Raw genomic sequence first — 14731 nt, 5'->3', positions numbered from 1 at the left:
GAGCCCCCTGTCGGATTCGAACCGACGACCTACGCATTACAAGTGCGTTGCTCTGGCCAGCTGAGCTAAGGAGGCACGCGCGCCACGACGCCGCGCGCGAGGCGGCACCACTGTACACAGAGGCCGTTATCCGGAGCCACGGAGTTCGGGCCACCCCGGTCCCGTCTCGAAAATTTCCGCGAAGTTCACATGCCCGGAACTGCTGACAGACGTGTGAACGCCAGGTACCGTCCTGAGCCAGTTCACACGCGTGGACCACACCACAACGGAACACCGTCGTGGCACCGCCTTCCTACTCGGATCGTCCGGCACGTTCCTGCCGGTAGAAGGGGTTCATCCACCATGGCCACTGTGCAGTTCGACAAGGCGACCCGGATCTACCCGGGCTCCACCAAGCCCGCCGTCGACGCTCTCGACATCGACATCGAGGACGGCGAGTTCCTCGTCCTCGTCGGCCCGTCCGGTTGCGGCAAGTCCACCTCGCTCCGCATGCTCGCGGGGCTCGAGGACGTCAACGCCGGCGCCATCCGCATCGGCGACCGCGACGTCACCCACCTGCCGCCGAAGGACCGGGACATCGCCATGGTGTTCCAGAACTACGCGCTCTACCCGCACATGACGGTCGCCGACAACATGGGCTTCGCGCTCAAGATCGCCGGCGTCAACAAGGCGGAGATCCGGCAGAAGGTCGAGGAGGCCGCGAAGATCCTCGACCTCTCCGAGTACCTGGACCGCAAGCCGAAGGCCCTCTCCGGCGGTCAGCGCCAGCGTGTCGCCATGGGCCGCGCCATCGTGCGTGAGCCGCAGGTGTTCCTCATGGACGAGCCGCTGTCCAACCTGGACGCCAAGCTCCGTGTGTCCACGCGTACGCAGATCGCGTCCCTCCAGCGCCGCCTCGGCATCACCACCGTCTACGTCACCCACGACCAGGTCGAGGCCATGACGATGGGCGACCGCGTGGCGGTCCTCAAGGACGGTCTGCTCCAGCAGATCGACACCCCGCGCAACATGTACGACAGGCCCGCCAACCTCTTCGTGGCCGGCTTCATCGGCTCCCCGGCCATGAACCTGGTCGAGGTGCCGGTCACCGACGGCGGCGTGAAGTTCGGCGACTCGGTCGTGCCGGTGCAGCGTGACGCGCTCACCGCCACCAGCGACAAGACCGTCACGGTCGGCGTCCGCCCCGAGCACTTCGACGTGGCAGGCCCCGAGTCCGACCAGGGCCTCGCGGTCACCGTCAACGTCGTCGAGGAGCTCGGCGCCGACGCCTACGTCTACGGCACCGCCAAGCTGGGCGCCGAAGCCAAGGACCTCGTCGTCCGCGTCAACGGCCGTGACGTGCCGGAGAAGGGCAGCCAGCTGCGCGTCGTCCCGCGCTCCGGCGAGACCCACGTGTTCTCCACGTCGAGCGGCGAGCGCCTCTCCGACTGATCAACCGGCGAACCCATCACTCCGGGTGAATCACCCGGTTTTGGCGAAGAGGGCCCCGCGAGCTGCTGCGGGGCCCTTCTCGTTGTCGACAAATACCCCGGCAGACCGGACGTTTCGAGCGTTGTGCGTCAACCCCGTACCCGGAAAGGGGCACTTCCTCATCCCCCGAACCGGTGACTAAATGTCTACAAACCATTACCGGGCGCTACCCTCACACGCGTGAAGCACTCCAACAACCCTCAGACGCGACGCGGCCGGGGCCCCGCCCGCCGGATCGGCCGCACCCTCGCTTTCGTCCTGCCCGTCGTCCTGGTGCTCTCCGGGACCCTCGCGGTCACCCGAGTCAACTGGTCGGGCTACTCCACCGACCCGGTGCTCACCGCAGCGGACACCGCCACCTCCGCCGGCGCCTCGCGCGCCGCCAAGCGCGCCCCCCAGGACGTCCTGCGCGACAGACTGCTGACCGAGCTGCAGCAGGAGAACCCGGGCGTCGCCCTCACCCACCTCCAGCAGGCCGTCAACGGCCGCCCGTCGCTCGCCAAGCACTGCGCCTCCATCGCCCGCGCCCTCGGCCAGGCGGCCGTCCGGGTCTACGGCCCGACCCGCGCCCAGTCCTACGCCCGCCCGGTCTGCGACACGTCCTTCGCCACAGGCGTCGCCGCGGCACACAGCTGAGCGCGCCGCCCCGGCGCAGACCGCCGGGTGAACACGACGGCGGACCGGCACCGGCCGGGAAGCCGGTGACAGCCGACGAGGGAACCGGCTTCCCCCGTCGAACCGGGCGGGACGCCACGTACAGTTCGGTCTCATGAGCGATCCGAACGCCGCGTCCCGCCCCGTTCAAGCCGTCGTTCTGGCCGGCGGCCAGGGCTCCCGGCTGCGTCCGTACACCGACGACCGGCCCAAGCCGATGGTCGAGATCCCCGGGACGGGGACTCCGATCATCGGCCATCAGCTGTCCTGGCTCGCCGAGGAGGGCGTGACGGACGTCGTGGTCTCCTGTGGCCACCTCGCCGACGTGCTGCAGAAGTGGCTGGAGACGGCCGATCTGCCCCTCTCCGTCACCACCGTCGTCGAGCCCGAGCCCCTCGGCCGCGGCGGCGGCCTCAAGTACGCCGCGGCGCGTCTCCCCCACCCCGACCGGCCCTGGTACGCCACCAACGGGGACATCTGGACGCGGTTCTCGCTGCGGGACATGGCGGACTTCCACGCCGAGCGCGACGCGACCGCCACGGTGGCGCTGGCCCGGCCCCGGCTGCCGTGGGGCGCGGTCAAGACCGACGGCTTCGGCCACATCACCGACTTCATCGAGGCCCCGCCCTCCACGTTCGAGATCAACGCGGGTGTCTACGTCTTCTCCCCCGAGTTCGCCGGGCTGCTGCCGCAGCGCGGGGACCACGAGCGGACGACGTTCCCGCATCTGGCCCGTGAGCGGCGCCTGGCCGGGTTCACCATCCCGCAGGGGTCCTACTGGCGGGCCATCGACACCGCGAAGGACCTGACGGAGGCGGCCAAGGAACTGGCGGCCCTGGCCCGCTGAGGACGCCGTCCACCGCCTCCTGACACCCGGGCAACGGCGAGGGGCCCCGCACCACGTGGTGCGGGGCCCCTCGCCGTCTCTCGTCGGTGTCGGCCGGCTAACCCAGCAGACCGCCCACCAGGCCCGGGCGGCCCGTGGACGAGGAGCCGTCGCCGCCCGTGCCGGCGCCGCCGGTCGAGCCCGAGCCGCCCGTGGCGCTGCCGCCGGACGTGGGGCCCGAGGTCGTCGTCGGCGCCTGGTCGACCGGGGAGGACTGCTGGGGCGGGGCCTGGCCCCCGGTGCCCTGCGTCTGGCTCGGGGAGCCGCCGGTGACCGTGCCGGTGTCGCGGGTGGGGTCCGGCCGGGTCGTGGTGCCCGCGCTGGGGCTGGCCGAACCTGCCGTCGCGCCCTGCGTGGGCGAGGAGGAGGCCGACGGGGTCCGCCTCTCCTGCCGCTTGCCGGGCTCTTCGGGGAGCGGGGAGCCGGGCAGCTCGTTGCGCGGGGCCTCGCCGGGGCCCGGGACGACGACCCGGTCGGCGTCGCGGACGGCACCGCCGAGCAGCGAGCCGACGAGCAGGGTGAGGCCGGTGGCGACGGCGGTGACCAGGGCGCCCCGGCGCAGCACGTACCGGCGCAGGTCCCAGATGTCGGCGCGGGGGCCGAGGCGCCGCCAGGCGCTGCCGGCCAGGCGGCCGTCGACGGAGTAGACGGGGGCGCCGGCGATGATCAGCGGCGACCAGGCGGCGAGGTAGATGATGTCGGGCGTCTGGTAGGCCGGGACGCTCTTCCAGCTGACGGTGACCAGCAGCGCGGCGGAGAGCAGGGCGCCGAAGGCCGCGGCGACGCGCTGCCAGCAGCCGAGGACCGTCAGGACGCCGACGATGACCTGAGCGAAGGCGATGACCAGTCCGGAGCCCACCGGGTGTTCGAGGGCGAACTGGCGCAGCGGCTCGGCGACTTCCCAGGGGTGCAGGGTGTTCAGCCACTTCACCATGGAGCCGCGCTCGCCGCCGTCGAAGTAGACGGGGTCGCACAGCTTGCCCATGCCGGCGTAGATGGAGATGAAGCCGAGGAAGACGCGCAGCGGGAGCAGGACGACGCCGAGGTTCATGCGGCGGCCCGGGTAGTAGGCGTGCCGCGCGGGGTCGTCGCCGTGGCGCCTGGCGCGCCGTTCGGACTCCTCCTCCTCGCCGGGGAGGTCCTCGAACTCGCCTTCCGCGTAGGCCGGTTCGTCGTAGGCGCTGCCGACCGTGCGCAGGGAGGGCAGCAGCCGGGTGCCGTCGGCCGGGTCATGGGAGCGCTGGGGGCCGACGACGGGGGTCTCGACCGTCTGGACGAGGTCGTCCTCGTAGCCGCCGCCCTCGTACCCGGTGGTGTAGCCCGCGCCCTCGTGGCCGGCGTCCACGCGGGAGATGACCTGGGTGGCTCCGGTGTCGGAGGGGAGCTCCTCGACGTGCCGCACGCTCTCGTGCCGCACGGCCTGCAGGAGCCGGTGGGCGCCGGTGTCGTCGGGTGCGGATCTGCCGCTCCAGACGACCGGCCGGCGCCGGGTGGTGGCCCCGTCCGCCGCGCCCCCGGCGGTGACGAGGGGGATGCGGGCGGTGTCCTCGGTGGCGTTCAGATGCCGTGCGACCCGGGGGGACTGGACGCGACGCGTCGATACGCCCAACTGCACGCGGAAACTCGCGTGGTTGACGATGACCTGCGCCGGGTCGCTCGGCACCTTCACCATGCTCAGCGCGGGAGCGTCGTCGAGTCCCGACGAGCGGTCCCCCGTGGGTGTGCGGGGTGTTCTGGTGTCCACACTCATCTAACCGAGTGACGTCGGGTTAGGACACTGCTTTGACCCGGCCTATCTGTCCGGACCCCGTCAAGCTTGTCCTCGTCGCCCCGATGACCCCGGAATTCCCCCGCACGGGTGAAGTGCCGGACGCCTGTTCAGGCGCGTCGACGGGCTGCCTCGTAGAGCACGATGCCCGCCGCCACACCGGCGTTGAGCGACTCGGCACCGCCCGGCATCGGGATCCGCACCCGGACGTCGCAGGTCTCCCCGACCAGCCGGGACAGGCCCTTGCCCTCGCTGCCGACGACGATCGCGACGGGGCCCTCCAGGGCCTCCAGCTCCGTCAGTTCGACCTCACCGTCGGCGGCCAGGCCGACGACCACGACACCGGCCTTCTTGTACGCCTCCAGCGCGCGCGTCAGGTTGGTGGCGCGGGCGACGGGCGTCCGGGCGGCCGTACCGGCGGACGTCTTCCAGGCACCGGCGGTCATGCCGGCGGCCCGCCGCTCGGGTACGACGACGCCGTGCCCGCCGAACGCGGAGACGGACCGGACGACCGCGCCCAGGTTGCGCGGGTCGGTCACCCCGTCGAGCGCGACGATCAGCGGGTCCGCGCCCTCGTCGGCGGCCGCGTCGAGCAGGTCCTCGGGGTGGGCGTACTCGTACGGCGGGACCTGGAGGACCAGGCCCTGGTGGTTCAGCCCGTTCGTCATCCGGTCGAGCTCGGGGCGCGGCGCCTCCATGAGGTTGATGCCGCCGCGCTCGGCGGCGAGCTGCAGGGCCTCGCGCACGCGCTCGTCGTTGTCGATGAACTGCTGGACGTACAGCGTGGTGGCGGGCACGCCCTCGCGCAGCGCCTCATAGACCGGGTTGCGGCCGACGACCAGCTCGGAGGCCGACTTGCCGCCGCGGCCGCGGGCGGCGGGGCGGCGCGAGGTCTGGCGCGCCTTGGCGTTCGCGAGCCGGTTCTTCTTGTGTCCCTTGCGCATCTCGGCGGGCGGGGTGGGGCCCTTGCCCTCCAAGCCCCTGCGCCGCTGGCCGCCACTGCCGACCTGCGCGCCCTTCTTGCCGGACATGCGGCGGTTGTTGGCTGCCATGACCTACCTGTCTCTGCTGTCGCCGTGAGGCGGTGAAGTGCGTACGTCTATGAAGTGTGCCGCCCTCGGGCCCGGGCGGCACAATCGATCTTCCGGCCGCGCCCGGACTAGCGCGGGCCGAGGCTCCAGCGCGGGCCCTGCGGGCTGTCCTCGATGACCAGGCCGGACTGGCCCAGCTGGTCGCGGATGGCGTCCGCGGTCGGCCAGTCCTTGCGGGCCCGGGCGGCCTCGCGCTGGTCGAGGACCATGCGCACGAGCGTGTCGACCACGCCGTGCAGGTCTTCGCCGCGGTCGCCCTCCCCGGCCCACTGCGGGTCCAGCGGGTCGAGGCCGAGCACGCCGAGCATCGCGCGGACCTCGGCGAGCCGGGCGACGGCGGCTTCCTTGTCGTCGGCGGCCAGGGCGCTGTTGCCCTGGCGGACCGTGGTGTGCACCACGGCCAGCGCCTGCGGCACGCCCAAGTCGTCGTCCATGGCCTCGGCGAAGGCCAGGGGCACCTCGGCGGCGGGCTCGACGGCACCGGCCTTCTCGACCACGCGCTGCACGAAGCCCTCGATCCGCGCGAACGCCGACTCGGCCTCGCGCAGGGCCTCCTCGCTGTACTCGATCATCGAGCGGTAATGCGGGGTGCCGAGGTAGTAGCGCAGCACGATGGGGCGCCAGCGCTTGACCATCTCGCTGACCAGGACCGAGTTGCCGAGCGACTTGGACATCTTCTCGCCGCTCATGGTGACCCAGGCGTTGTGCACCCAGTACTGGGCGAAGTCGTCGCCGTAGGCCCTGGCCTGCGCGATCTCGTTCTCGTGGTGCGGGAAGACCAGGTCCAGGCCGCCGCCGTGGATGTCGAAGGCGGAGCCCAGGTACTTGTGGGCCATCGCCGAGCACTCCAGGTGCCAGCCGGGGCGGCCACGGCCCCAGGGCGTCTCCCAGTCGGGCTCGCCGGGCTTGGTGGCCTTCCACATGGCGAAGTCGCGCGGGTCGCGCTTGCCGGAGACGCCCTCGTCGGGCTGGCGCAGGTCGTCGATGTCCTGGTTGGACAGGGCCAGGTACTCCGGGAAGGAGCGGACGTCGAAGTAGACGCTGCCGTCGGCGACGTAGGCGTGCCCGCGCTCGATCAGGCCGCGCATCATCTCGACCATCTCGGTGATGTGCCCGGTGGCGCGCGGCTCGTAGGTCGGGGGCAGGCAGCCGAGGGCGCGGTAGCCGTCGTTGAACGCCCGCTCGTTCTCGTAGCCGATGGCCCACCAGGGGCGGTCCTGGTCGGCGGACTTGGCGATGATCTTGTCGTCGATGTCCGTGACGTTCCGCACGAACGTGACGTCGTAGCCGCGGTACTCGAACCAGCGGCGCATGATGTCGAAGTTCAGGCCCGAGCGGATGTGCCCGATGTGCGGTGCGGCCTGCACGGTGGCGCCACACAGGTAGATCGAGACACAACCCGGCTTGAGCGGGGAGAAGTCACGGATCTGCCGGGCGCTGGTGTCGTACAGGCGAATGGTCACGGTTCCTAGGGTAGTGGGCCGTGGGGAGTGCGCGGCCCCGATCGGCCCGCCAGCCTCAGCCCGCGCGCACCACCAGGGCCGTCGCCACCGCCATCAGGCCCTCCTCGCGCCCCGGGAAGCCCAGGCCGTCCGTGGTCGCGCCCGACACCGACACCGGGGCTCCGGCCGCCTCCGACAGGAGCTTCTGCGCCTCGTCCCGGCGCTTGCCGATCTTCGGCCGGGGCCCCACCACCTGTACGGCGATGTTGCCGATGCGGAAGCCCGCCTCGCGGACGATCCGGGCCGCCTCGGTGAGCAGCGTGACCCCGGACGCGCCCGACCACTCGGGGCGGCCCGTGCCGAAGTGCTGCCCGAGGTCGCCGAGGCCGGCCGCGGAGAAGAGGGCGTTGCACGCGGCGTGGGCGACGACGTCCGCGTCGGAGTGGCCCGCCAGGCCCGGTCCCTCGTCCTCCCACTTCAGGCCGGCGCACCACAGCTCGCGGCCTTCCTCGAAGGCGTGGATGTCGGTGCCGATGCCGACCTGGGGCAGCGGGAAGCCGTCAGAAGCCATCGTTGAGCCTCCTGCGGGCCAGGACCGCCTCGGCGAGGACCAGGTCCAGGGGACGGGTGACCTTGAAGGCCTCCTCGTGGCCGGGGACGGCCACGACCGTGAGGCCGAGCCGCTCGACCATGCCGGCGTCGTCGGTGACGTCGCCGGTGACCGTCTCGTGCGCCCGGACCAGGGTGGCCCGGTCGAAGCCCTGCGGTGTCTGCACGGCCCGCAGCCGCGCCCGCTCCGGCGTGGCGACGACCGGCTCCGGCTCGCCGGGCGTCCCGGCGGGCTCGACCTGCTTGACCGTGTCGGCGAGCGGCAGCGCGGGGACCACGGCCGGGGCGCCGTCACGCACTGCCTCGATCACGGCGTCGACCGTGTCCACCGGGACCAGCGGCCGGGCCGCGTCGTGCACCAGCACGATGTCGTGACCCGGCGGCAGCGCGTCCAGGCCGAGCTTCACGGACTCCTGGCGGCTCTGCCCGCCGGGGACGACGAGGAAGTCGGTCCGCTCGGGCAGCGCGTGCGCGTCGAGCAGCGACCTGACCTCGGCGGCGCCGTCGGGCGGGGCCACGACCACGACCAGGGAGACGGCTCGGGAGGCGGCCATCGCGCGGACGGCGTGGATGAGCATGGGTGTGCCGCCCAGCGCGCGGAGCGCCTTGGGGGCGCCCGGGCCGAGCCGTACCCCACGGCCGGCGGCCGGGATCACGACCGCCGTACGGGCCGTCGCGGGGGCGGCGGACGGCGAGGGACGCGAATCGTCAGACATCGGTTCCTGTCAAGGTTTGTGTGCTGGCCTGGCGTGGGTATGGCCTGGAGGAGTGCCGGGCGCGACGCGCTCGACCGGACCCTTTCCGTGACGCTGGTCGAGCCGGCTGCCCGGGCCCGGCACGCCACACCGGGGCGTGAGTGATAACACATCCCGCGGGGACGGCGCATCGGCGTCGGAGTACGAACATGCCGCAGCGCCCGGCGACAGGGAATTCGTCATCGGGCACCGCGGCATTTCGATGTGCAGAGTTGATCAGCAGAGTGCTGAGCGACCGGCTTCACCTCAGGAGGCGAGAACCTCGTCGAGCAGGGCCTCGGCCTTGTCCTCGTTCGTGTTCTCCGCGAGCGCGAGCTCGCTCACCAGAATCTGGCGGGCCTTGGCGAGCATGCGCTTCTCACCGGCGGAGAGTCCGCGCTCGCGCTCACGACGCCACAGGTCACGCACGACTTCCGCGACCTTGATGACATCGCCGGAGGCGAGCTTCTCCAGGTTTGCCTTGTACCGACGGGACCAGTTCGTGGGCTCCTCGGCGTACGGCGCACGCAGCACCTCGAAGACCCGGTCCAGTCCGTCCTGACCGACCACATCACGCACGCCGACGAACTCCGCATTGTCCGCTGGCACACGTACCGTCAGGTCACCCTGGGCGACCTTCAGCACCAAGTAGGTCTTGTCCACGCCTTTGATCTGGCGAGTTTCGATAGCCTCGATCAGCGCGGCCCCGTGATGGGGATAGACCACGGTGTCGCCAACCTTGAACGTCATGTGACAGGTACCCCTTCCGTGGCTATCCAGAGTAACACGGAAACCGGCGGTTCTGAATGGCGTTTTCGCAGGTCAGGGCATATCTCGGGGCTTGACAACTCCGACCGGAACGTGCTTCGGACAGGGAGTGGAAGAAGGTATTCGCAGGTGGGAGCGGCTCTCCGGGCCGAGCGAAACGCGTACGCTACACGCATCCGCAGCCCCCTCCGGATGGCCGAACATCCCGGTATGTCCGGTTCCATGTGATCGACTTCCGCTACTCCGTTCGGCGGCCCGAGCCGGCTTCCGGTCGAATCCCGAATTGATCACGCGCCCCCCGGGCCGGCCGCGGGCGATCGATTTTCCGGGCGGTGCGCACATTCCTTCACGGAAGTTTTGCGCTGCCGCCCGGGGCTCTTATGTGAATGCAGGACGCGCACCCGGCAATGTGACGCACGAGTCACTTGTGTCGCCGGAGCCCGCGGAGACGCAGGTGGGATCGCAGGCGCCGGGGGGTCGGGTGCGGCCGCGCGGGAACGGCTCGGTAACCTAAGGCCCGCTGACAGACACTTAGGGCGGCTTTATCGGCCGCTCCGTTCGAGTCAAGGAGTTGCCGCCGCCGTGAGCAGCAGCCTTCGACGCGGCGCCCTCGCCGCTGCCGCCATCGCGTTCTCGGTCGCCTCGCTCGCCGCGTGCGGAGCCGGCCACAACGCCCAGACGCTGGAGATCAAGCCGGACAACGCGGCCACGAGCGTGGGGGACATCAAGATCCAGAACGCGATCGTGATCACGCAGCCCGACCTCGAGTCGACCGGCCCGGCCGCGATCTCCGCCACCTTCTTCAACGAAGGCCGCACCGACCAGACGCTGGAGTCCATCACCCTGCCCGGCACCGGCAAGACCGCCGAGCTCAAGCCGGCCAAGGGCGGCAGCCTGACCATCCCGGCCGGCGGCTCGCTGATCCTGGGCGGCAAGGACAACGCCACGGCGATGCTGCCGAGCAGCCGCGAGGCCGTGCGGGACGGCAACGCCCAGAAGGTCACCTTCACCTTCAGCAAGACGGGTGACGTGAGCCTGCGCGCGTTCGTGGTTCCGGCCGAGCACTACTTCGAGGAGTGGGGCCCGACGGAGGTCCCGGCCGCGCCGGGCGCGTCGGCCTCCCCCTCCGGCTCGCCGTCGGGCAGCCCCTCGGGCTCGCCGGCCGGCACCGGGAGCCCCGCCGCCGGCGAGACGCCGGGCGGCGAGGAGTCGCCGGCCACGCCGACCGACGCGGCCTCCGCGAGCGCGACGGCCGGCGCCGGGCACTGACCGGGCGCAGCACGTGAAGGGCGGGACCTCTCCGAGGAGAGGTCCCGCCCTTCCTGCCGTCGGCGTCCGGGCCGGTCTACGGCTCGAACTTGTAGCCGAGGCCGCGGACCGTCACCAGGTAGCGCGGGGCGCCCGGGTCCGGCTCGATCTTGGCGCGCAGGCGCTTGACGTGGACGTCGAGGGTCTTGGTGTCACCGACGTAGTCGGCGCCCCAGACCCGGTCGATGAGCTGCATGCGGGTCAGCACGCGGCCGGCGTTGCGCAGCAGCATCTCCAGCAGGTCGAACTCCTTCAGCGGCAGGTCGATCTTGGTGCCGCCGACCGTGACCACGTGCCGGTCGACGTCCATACGGACCGGGCCGGCCTCCAGCGCGGCCGGGGTCACCTCCTCCGGCTCGCCCCTGCGGCGCAGCACGGCCCGGATGCGGGCGACCAGCTCGCGCGAGGAGAACGGCTTGGTGACGTAGTCGTCGGCTCCTATCTCCAGCCCGACCACCTTGTCGATCTCGCTGTCCTTGGCGGTGACCATGATCACGGGAACGTTGGAGCGGCCGCGCAGCTGGCGGCAGACCTCCGTGCCCGGCAGGCCGGGCAGCATCAGGTCGAGCAGGACGAGGTCGGCGCCGTTGCGCTCGAACTCGTCGAGTCCGTCGGGCCCCGTGGTCGCGACGGCGACCTCGAAGCCCTCCTTGCGGAGCATGTACGACAGGGCGTCGGAGAAGGACTCCTCGTCCTCGACGACGAGCACACGGGTCACGGAAGGACCTCCGGGGCGGGATGCGTTTCGTACGCGGTGGTGGAATCGGGGGATGTGGGGGTCTGCCGCCCGGCCTCGTCATCGAGGCCCGCGCCTGCGGCGCGTTCGTCCCGGGCGGACTGCTGATGTGCGCGGTCGCGGGCCGCAGGGGCCTCCGGCAGCCGCAGCGTGAAGGTGGAACCCTGGCCTTCGGCGCTCCACACGGTGACCTCTCCGCCGTGCGAGGCGGCCACGTGCTTCACGATGGCCAGTCCGAGTCCGGTGCCACCCGTGGCACGGGAGCGGGCCGGGTCGACGCGGTAGAAGCGCTCGAAGATACGCTCCTTGTCCTTGTCGGAGATGCCGATGCCCTGGTCGGTGACGGCGATCTCGATGTGATCCCCGCCCGGCGCGTTCACCCTGCGGGCCGCTATGCCGACGCGGGTGCGGGCGGGCGAGTAGTTGACCGCGTTCTCGACGAGGTTGCCGAGCGCGGCGGCCAGCTGGCCGCGGTTGCCCCACACGCGCAGGTCGGCGGTACCGCCCGCCCGTCGCCCGCCGCCACCCTGCTCGGGGCCTTCGGGCGACCATACATTCGAGGCCATGGTGATCTGCTTGGTGCCGGCCTGGTGCCGGCAGCGGTCGATGGCCTCGGCGACGAGCTCGTCGACGCGGACGGGCTCGGCGTCCTCCAGCGGATCGTCGTTCTGCACCCGCGACAGGTCGATGAGCTCCTGCACCAGGCTGGTCAGCCGGGTCGCCTCGATCTGCATGCGCCCGGCGAACCGCTGCACCGCCTCGGGGTCGTCGGAGGCGTCCATGACGGCCTCGGAGAGCAGTGACAGGGCACCGACGGGCGTCTTCAGCTCATGGCTCACGTTGGCGACGAAGTCGCGCCGGACCGCCTCGATGCGGCGGGCCTCGGTCAGGTCCTCCACGAGCAGCAGCACCAGCCGGGAACCGAGCGGCGCGACCCGCGCGGAGACGGCCAGGGCCTCCCCGCGTCCGGTGCCGCGCCGTGGCAGGTCGAGCTCGACCTGGCGTATCTCCCCGTCCCGCCGGGTGTCCCGGGCCATCTGCAGCATCGGCTCGACGGCGAGCTTGCCGCCGCGGACCAGGCCGAGGGCGTACGCCGCCGAGCTGGCCTTGACCACGCCGTCGGCCTCGTCGAGGACCACGGCGGAGGACCGCAGGACCGACAGGACGGTGTCCACGCCCGGCGGGAGCACCGCGTCCGTGTGCAGGGAGCTGCGGGTCGGGCGCTTCTGCTCGCGCTCGCTCCAGCGGAACGCCAGCATGGCGATGACGCCGGTGAGCACCCCGGCGATCGCTGCCACTGCGGCGACCGCCGCGTTCACGTCCATGCACCCAGGTTAGGCATGGGTCGGGCGCGCTCCACAGCCGTCGGGCTGCGACCTCGAACACTCGTCGCCCAGAGTTCACCTTGGAGCCAGTACTGGTTCATTTGGGATGCCGGAAACGGACGCGTACGGGCCGGAACGTGGGAGCGTGGGGTGCGGACCGTTGGTCGTACGACGGTCGTACCGCCGGTTTGTCGGTGGGGGCCCGGCCCTTGAACCCCCGACTTGAACGCACGAGAGGGAACCCTGATGCGGGACGCGTACCACGAGGAACTGGACTCGATCGGCGACGGTCTGGTGGAGATGGCCCGGCTGGTCGGGTCGGCGATCGGGCGCGCCACGACCGCCATGCTCGACTCCGACCTGAAGCTGGCCGAGAACGTGATCGAGGCCGACCAGAAGGTCGACGAGCTCCAGCACGAGCTGGAGGCCCGGGCGATAGCCCTGCTGGCGCGGCAGCAGCCGGTGGCGACGGACCTGCGCATCGTCGTGACGTCGCTGCGCATGTCGGCCGACCTGGAGCGCTCGGGCGACCTCGCCCAGCACGTGGCGAAGCTGGCGCGCCTGCGCTACCCGAACCGCGCGGTCCCGAGCGACCTGCACGCCACGATCCTGGAGATGGGCCAGCTCGCCCAGCGCCTGATGGCGAAGGCCGCAGAGGTGATCATCACCAAGGACGTCGACCTCGCGCTGCAGCTGGAGCAGGACGACGACGCGATGGACATGCTGCACCGCACGCTGTTCCAGCACCTGATGGACGACCGCTGGAAGCACGGCATCGAGACGGCCGTGGACGTCACGCTGCTGGGCCGCTACTACGAGCGGTTCGCCGACCACGCGGTGTCGGTCGCCAAGCGCGTGGTGTACCTGGTGACGGGCGAGCACGCGGACGAGCTCCAGGTGGATGTGCAGCCGGAGATCCAGGCGGTCCCGGGGGCGGAGGGGGCCTGACCCCCGGTTTCGCCAGGGCGTGAAACGGCCGGGCGGGGTTCGGCCTGGGCGCGCGGGCGCCTCTGTGCGCCGTTGATGCGCCCAGCGGACCGGGCGTCCAATGGGCACAGGCACCAGCCTCGAGGAGGGACCCATGGCCGAATCCCCCAGCACCGCGCCCGACCCCACCCAGCAGCGCGAGACCGAGCAGCCCGCCGAGCTCAGGAACCTGCCCCTGATCGCCGCGTGCGGCTGCGGCTCGGGCTGCGGCTGCGGGTGTCAGTCGGGCAGCCCCTGCCAGTGCGGCTGACGCCGGCACACCGTGCCGTTCGACCTGTGGGGCCCCGGCGGTGCGCCGGGGCCCCACGGCGTTGCGGTCGCCCGCGGGGCCGAACGGGCGGAGCATGGAAGGTGCGGGGGGTGAGTTACGGGGCGTGGAGTGCCGTACGGGAAGGAGGCACGGGCCATGGCCAAGTTCATGGATGTCCACCACAGCATGAAGGGCATCACGGAGGAGCAGCTGCGCGAGGCCCACGACGCGGACCTCGCCATCCAGGACGAGGAGCAGGTCACGTTCGAGCAGGCCTGGGCGGACCCGGAGTCCGGCCTCGTCTACTGCCTCTCGGAGGCCCCGTCGGCCGAAGCGGTGCAGCGCGTGCACGAGCGGGCCGGGCACAAGGCGGACGAGGTCCATCCGGTGCCGTTGACGGTGTCGTGAGGAATCGTCCGCGCGGATCCGGTGACGGGGCGGGGTCGGTGACGGTGTGCGACGGGGTGCGACGGGGTCGTTGTCAGCGGTGGGCGTTGGGTTCTGCACCGCGCGGCCGGCTTGGCTTCCGGGGGTTCCAGCTCCGTAGGGAATGGTTGCCTCCCCGGTCTGTGCGGGGGCGGCCCTGAGAAGTCGTCCGGGACCCAACCCACGATCGGGCTTCGTCGATGGCCAGGCCGTGACCTGCCAGCGCCGGCCGCGCGTCAGCCTGCCGTGTGCGCAGGCGCAGCCGTCGGGTGCGCAG

15 protein-coding genes and 1 tRNA gene are annotated in these 14731 nt (G+C 71.7%); 7 read left to right on the top strand and 9 right to left on the bottom strand.

Annotation, left to right across the window (positions count from 1 at the left end; genetic code table 11):
• Position 1: 1 nt before the first annotated feature.
• Positions 2–75 (bottom strand) — tRNA-Thr (locus RIN80_RS22335).
• A gap of 267 nt (positions 76–342) precedes the next feature.
• On the opposite strand from RIN80_RS22335, the gene RIN80_RS22330 reads away from it, so the two are divergent.
• The 3 genes from RIN80_RS22330 to RIN80_RS22320 all read left to right on the top strand — a co-directional run bounded on the left by RIN80_RS22330 (position 343) and on the right by RIN80_RS22320 (position 2971).
• A complete protein-coding gene (locus tag RIN80_RS22330; protein WP_309097417.1) occupies positions 343–1431 on the top strand; it encodes a sn-glycerol-3-phosphate ABC transporter ATP-binding protein UgpC in 1089 nt (362 codons plus the stop codon).
• A gap of 219 nt (positions 1432–1650) precedes the next feature.
• On the top strand, positions 1651–2106 hold the full coding sequence (locus RIN80_RS22325) for a hypothetical protein (protein ID WP_309097416.1): 456 nt from the start codon (positions 1651–1653) through the stop codon (positions 2104–2106).
• A gap of 133 nt (positions 2107–2239) precedes the next feature.
• On the top strand, positions 2240–2971 hold the full coding sequence (locus RIN80_RS22320) for a nucleotidyltransferase family protein (RefSeq protein ID WP_309097415.1): 732 nt from the start codon (positions 2240–2242) through the stop codon (positions 2969–2971).
• Between the two features lie 97 nt (positions 2972–3068).
• Here RIN80_RS22320 and RIN80_RS22315 read toward each other — a convergent pair whose 3' ends face one another.
• The 6 genes from RIN80_RS22315 to RIN80_RS22290 form a co-directional block, all read right to left on the bottom strand.
• Positions 3069–4760 (bottom strand): DoxX family membrane protein, encoded by a 1692-nt coding sequence (locus RIN80_RS22315; RefSeq protein WP_309097414.1) that lies wholly within the window; start codon positions 4758–4760, stop codon positions 3069–3071.
• A 128-nt stretch (positions 4761–4888) separates the two neighbouring features.
• Positions 4889–5830 (bottom strand): 23S rRNA (guanosine(2251)-2'-O)-methyltransferase RlmB, encoded by a 942-nt coding sequence (gene rlmB / locus RIN80_RS22310; RefSeq protein ID WP_309097413.1) that lies wholly within the window; start codon positions 5828–5830, stop codon positions 4889–4891.
• 107 nt (positions 5831–5937) lie between these two features.
• Positions 5938–7332, bottom strand: a complete 1395-nt coding sequence (cysS, locus tag RIN80_RS22305; protein ID WP_309097412.1) for a cysteine--tRNA ligase — start codon at positions 7330–7332, stop codon at positions 5938–5940.
• A 55-nt stretch (positions 7333–7387) separates the two neighbouring features.
• Positions 7388–7882 carry a 2-C-methyl-D-erythritol 2,4-cyclodiphosphate synthase gene (gene ispF, locus RIN80_RS22300; protein WP_309097411.1) on the bottom strand — a complete coding sequence of 165 codons (495 nt, stop codon included), beginning with the start codon at positions 7880–7882 and terminating at the stop codon, positions 7388–7390.
• Positions 7872–8636 (bottom strand): 2-C-methyl-D-erythritol 4-phosphate cytidylyltransferase, encoded by a 765-nt coding sequence (ispD, locus tag RIN80_RS22295; RefSeq protein WP_309097410.1) that lies wholly within the window; start codon positions 8634–8636, stop codon positions 7872–7874. The genes ispF and ispD overlap by 11 nt, the downstream gene beginning before the upstream one ends.
• A 285-nt stretch (positions 8637–8921) precedes the next feature.
• Complete coding sequence (locus RIN80_RS22290; protein ID WP_003953493.1) at positions 8922–9404, bottom strand: CarD family transcriptional regulator; 483 nt, start codon at positions 9402–9404, stop codon at positions 8922–8924.
• Between the two features lie 600 nt (positions 9405–10004).
• Between RIN80_RS22290 and RIN80_RS22285 the strand changes: the two genes are divergently transcribed.
• On the top strand, positions 10005–10691 hold the full coding sequence (locus tag RIN80_RS22285; RefSeq protein WP_309097409.1) for a DUF461 domain-containing protein: 687 nt from the start codon (positions 10005–10007) through the stop codon (positions 10689–10691).
• A gap of 76 nt (positions 10692–10767) precedes the next feature.
• Here the strand turns inward: RIN80_RS22285 and RIN80_RS22280 are convergent, their stop codons facing one another.
• Both RIN80_RS22280 and RIN80_RS22275 read right to left on the bottom strand, forming a co-directional pair.
• Positions 10768–11448 carry a response regulator transcription factor gene (locus RIN80_RS22280; protein WP_030243122.1) on the bottom strand — a complete coding sequence of 227 codons (681 nt, stop codon included), beginning with the start codon at positions 11446–11448 and terminating at the stop codon, positions 10768–10770.
• Positions 11445–12791: an ATP-binding protein gene (locus tag RIN80_RS22275; protein ID WP_309097408.1), complete on the bottom strand. Its 1347-nt coding sequence runs from the start codon at positions 12789–12791 to the stop codon at positions 11445–11447. Before RIN80_RS22275 ends, RIN80_RS22280 begins: the two co-directional genes overlap by 4 nt.
• A gap of 246 nt (positions 12792–13037) precedes the next feature.
• On the opposite strand from RIN80_RS22275, the gene phoU reads away from it, so the two are divergent.
• From phoU to RIN80_RS22260, 3 genes are all read left to right on the top strand, one after another.
• Complete coding sequence (gene phoU / locus RIN80_RS22270) at positions 13038–13739, top strand: phosphate signaling complex protein PhoU (protein ID WP_309097407.1); 702 nt, start codon at positions 13038–13040, stop codon at positions 13737–13739.
• Positions 13740–13872: 133 nt separating this feature from the next.
• Positions 13873–14028 (top strand): hypothetical protein, encoded by a 156-nt coding sequence (locus RIN80_RS22265; RefSeq protein ID WP_309097406.1) that lies wholly within the window; start codon positions 13873–13875, stop codon positions 14026–14028.
• 156 nt (positions 14029–14184) lie between these two features.
• Positions 14185–14436 (top strand): SCO4226 family nickel-binding protein, encoded by a 252-nt coding sequence (locus RIN80_RS22260; RefSeq protein ID WP_309097405.1) that lies wholly within the window; start codon positions 14185–14187, stop codon positions 14434–14436.
• The last annotated feature ends 295 nt before the right edge of the window (positions 14437–14731 follow it).

It is taken from the genome of Streptomyces sp. (genome assembly GCF_031181705.1).
In the GTDB taxonomy this organism is placed as follows: Bacteria; Actinomycetota; Actinomycetes; order Streptomycetales; family Streptomycetaceae; genus Streptomyces.
This window is presented reverse-complemented; position numbering and strand designations above follow the sequence as displayed.

Excerpts from the sequence above, each read along its gene's own strand:
- RIN80_RS22330 (WP_309097417.1), top strand. The coding sequence starts at position 343 with ATGGCCACTGTGCAGTTCGACAAGGCGACCCGGATCTACCCGGGCTCC.
- RIN80_RS22320 (WP_309097415.1), top strand. The coding sequence starts at position 2,240 with ATGAGCGATCCGAACGCCGCGTCCCGCCCCGTTCAAGCCGTCGTTCTG.
- RIN80_RS22315 (WP_309097414.1), bottom strand. The coding sequence starts at position 4,760 with ATGAGTGTGGACACCAGAACACCCCGCACACCCACGGGGGACCGCTCG.
- rlmB (WP_309097413.1), bottom strand. The coding sequence starts at position 5,830 with ATGGCAGCCAACAACCGCCGCATGTCCGGCAAGAAGGGCGCGCAGGTC.
- ispF (WP_309097411.1), bottom strand. The coding sequence starts at position 7,882 with ATGGCTTCTGACGGCTTCCCGCTGCCCCAGGTCGGCATCGGCACCGAC.
- ispD (WP_309097410.1), bottom strand. The coding sequence starts at position 8,636 with ATGTCTGACGATTCGCGTCCCTCGCCGTCCGCCGCCCCCGCGACGGCC.
- RIN80_RS22290 (WP_003953493.1), bottom strand. The coding sequence starts at position 9,404 with ATGACGTTCAAGGTTGGCGACACCGTGGTCTATCCCCATCACGGGGCC.
- RIN80_RS22275 (WP_309097408.1), bottom strand. The coding sequence starts at position 12,791 with ATGGACGTGAACGCGGCGGTCGCCGCAGTGGCAGCGATCGCCGGGGTG.
- phoU (WP_309097407.1), top strand. The coding sequence starts at position 13,038 with ATGCGGGACGCGTACCACGAGGAACTGGACTCGATCGGCGACGGTCTG.
- RIN80_RS22265 (WP_309097406.1), top strand. The coding sequence starts at position 13,873 with ATGGCCGAATCCCCCAGCACCGCGCCCGACCCCACCCAGCAGCGCGAG.
- RIN80_RS22260 (WP_309097405.1), top strand. The coding sequence starts at position 14,185 with ATGGCCAAGTTCATGGATGTCCACCACAGCATGAAGGGCATCACGGAG.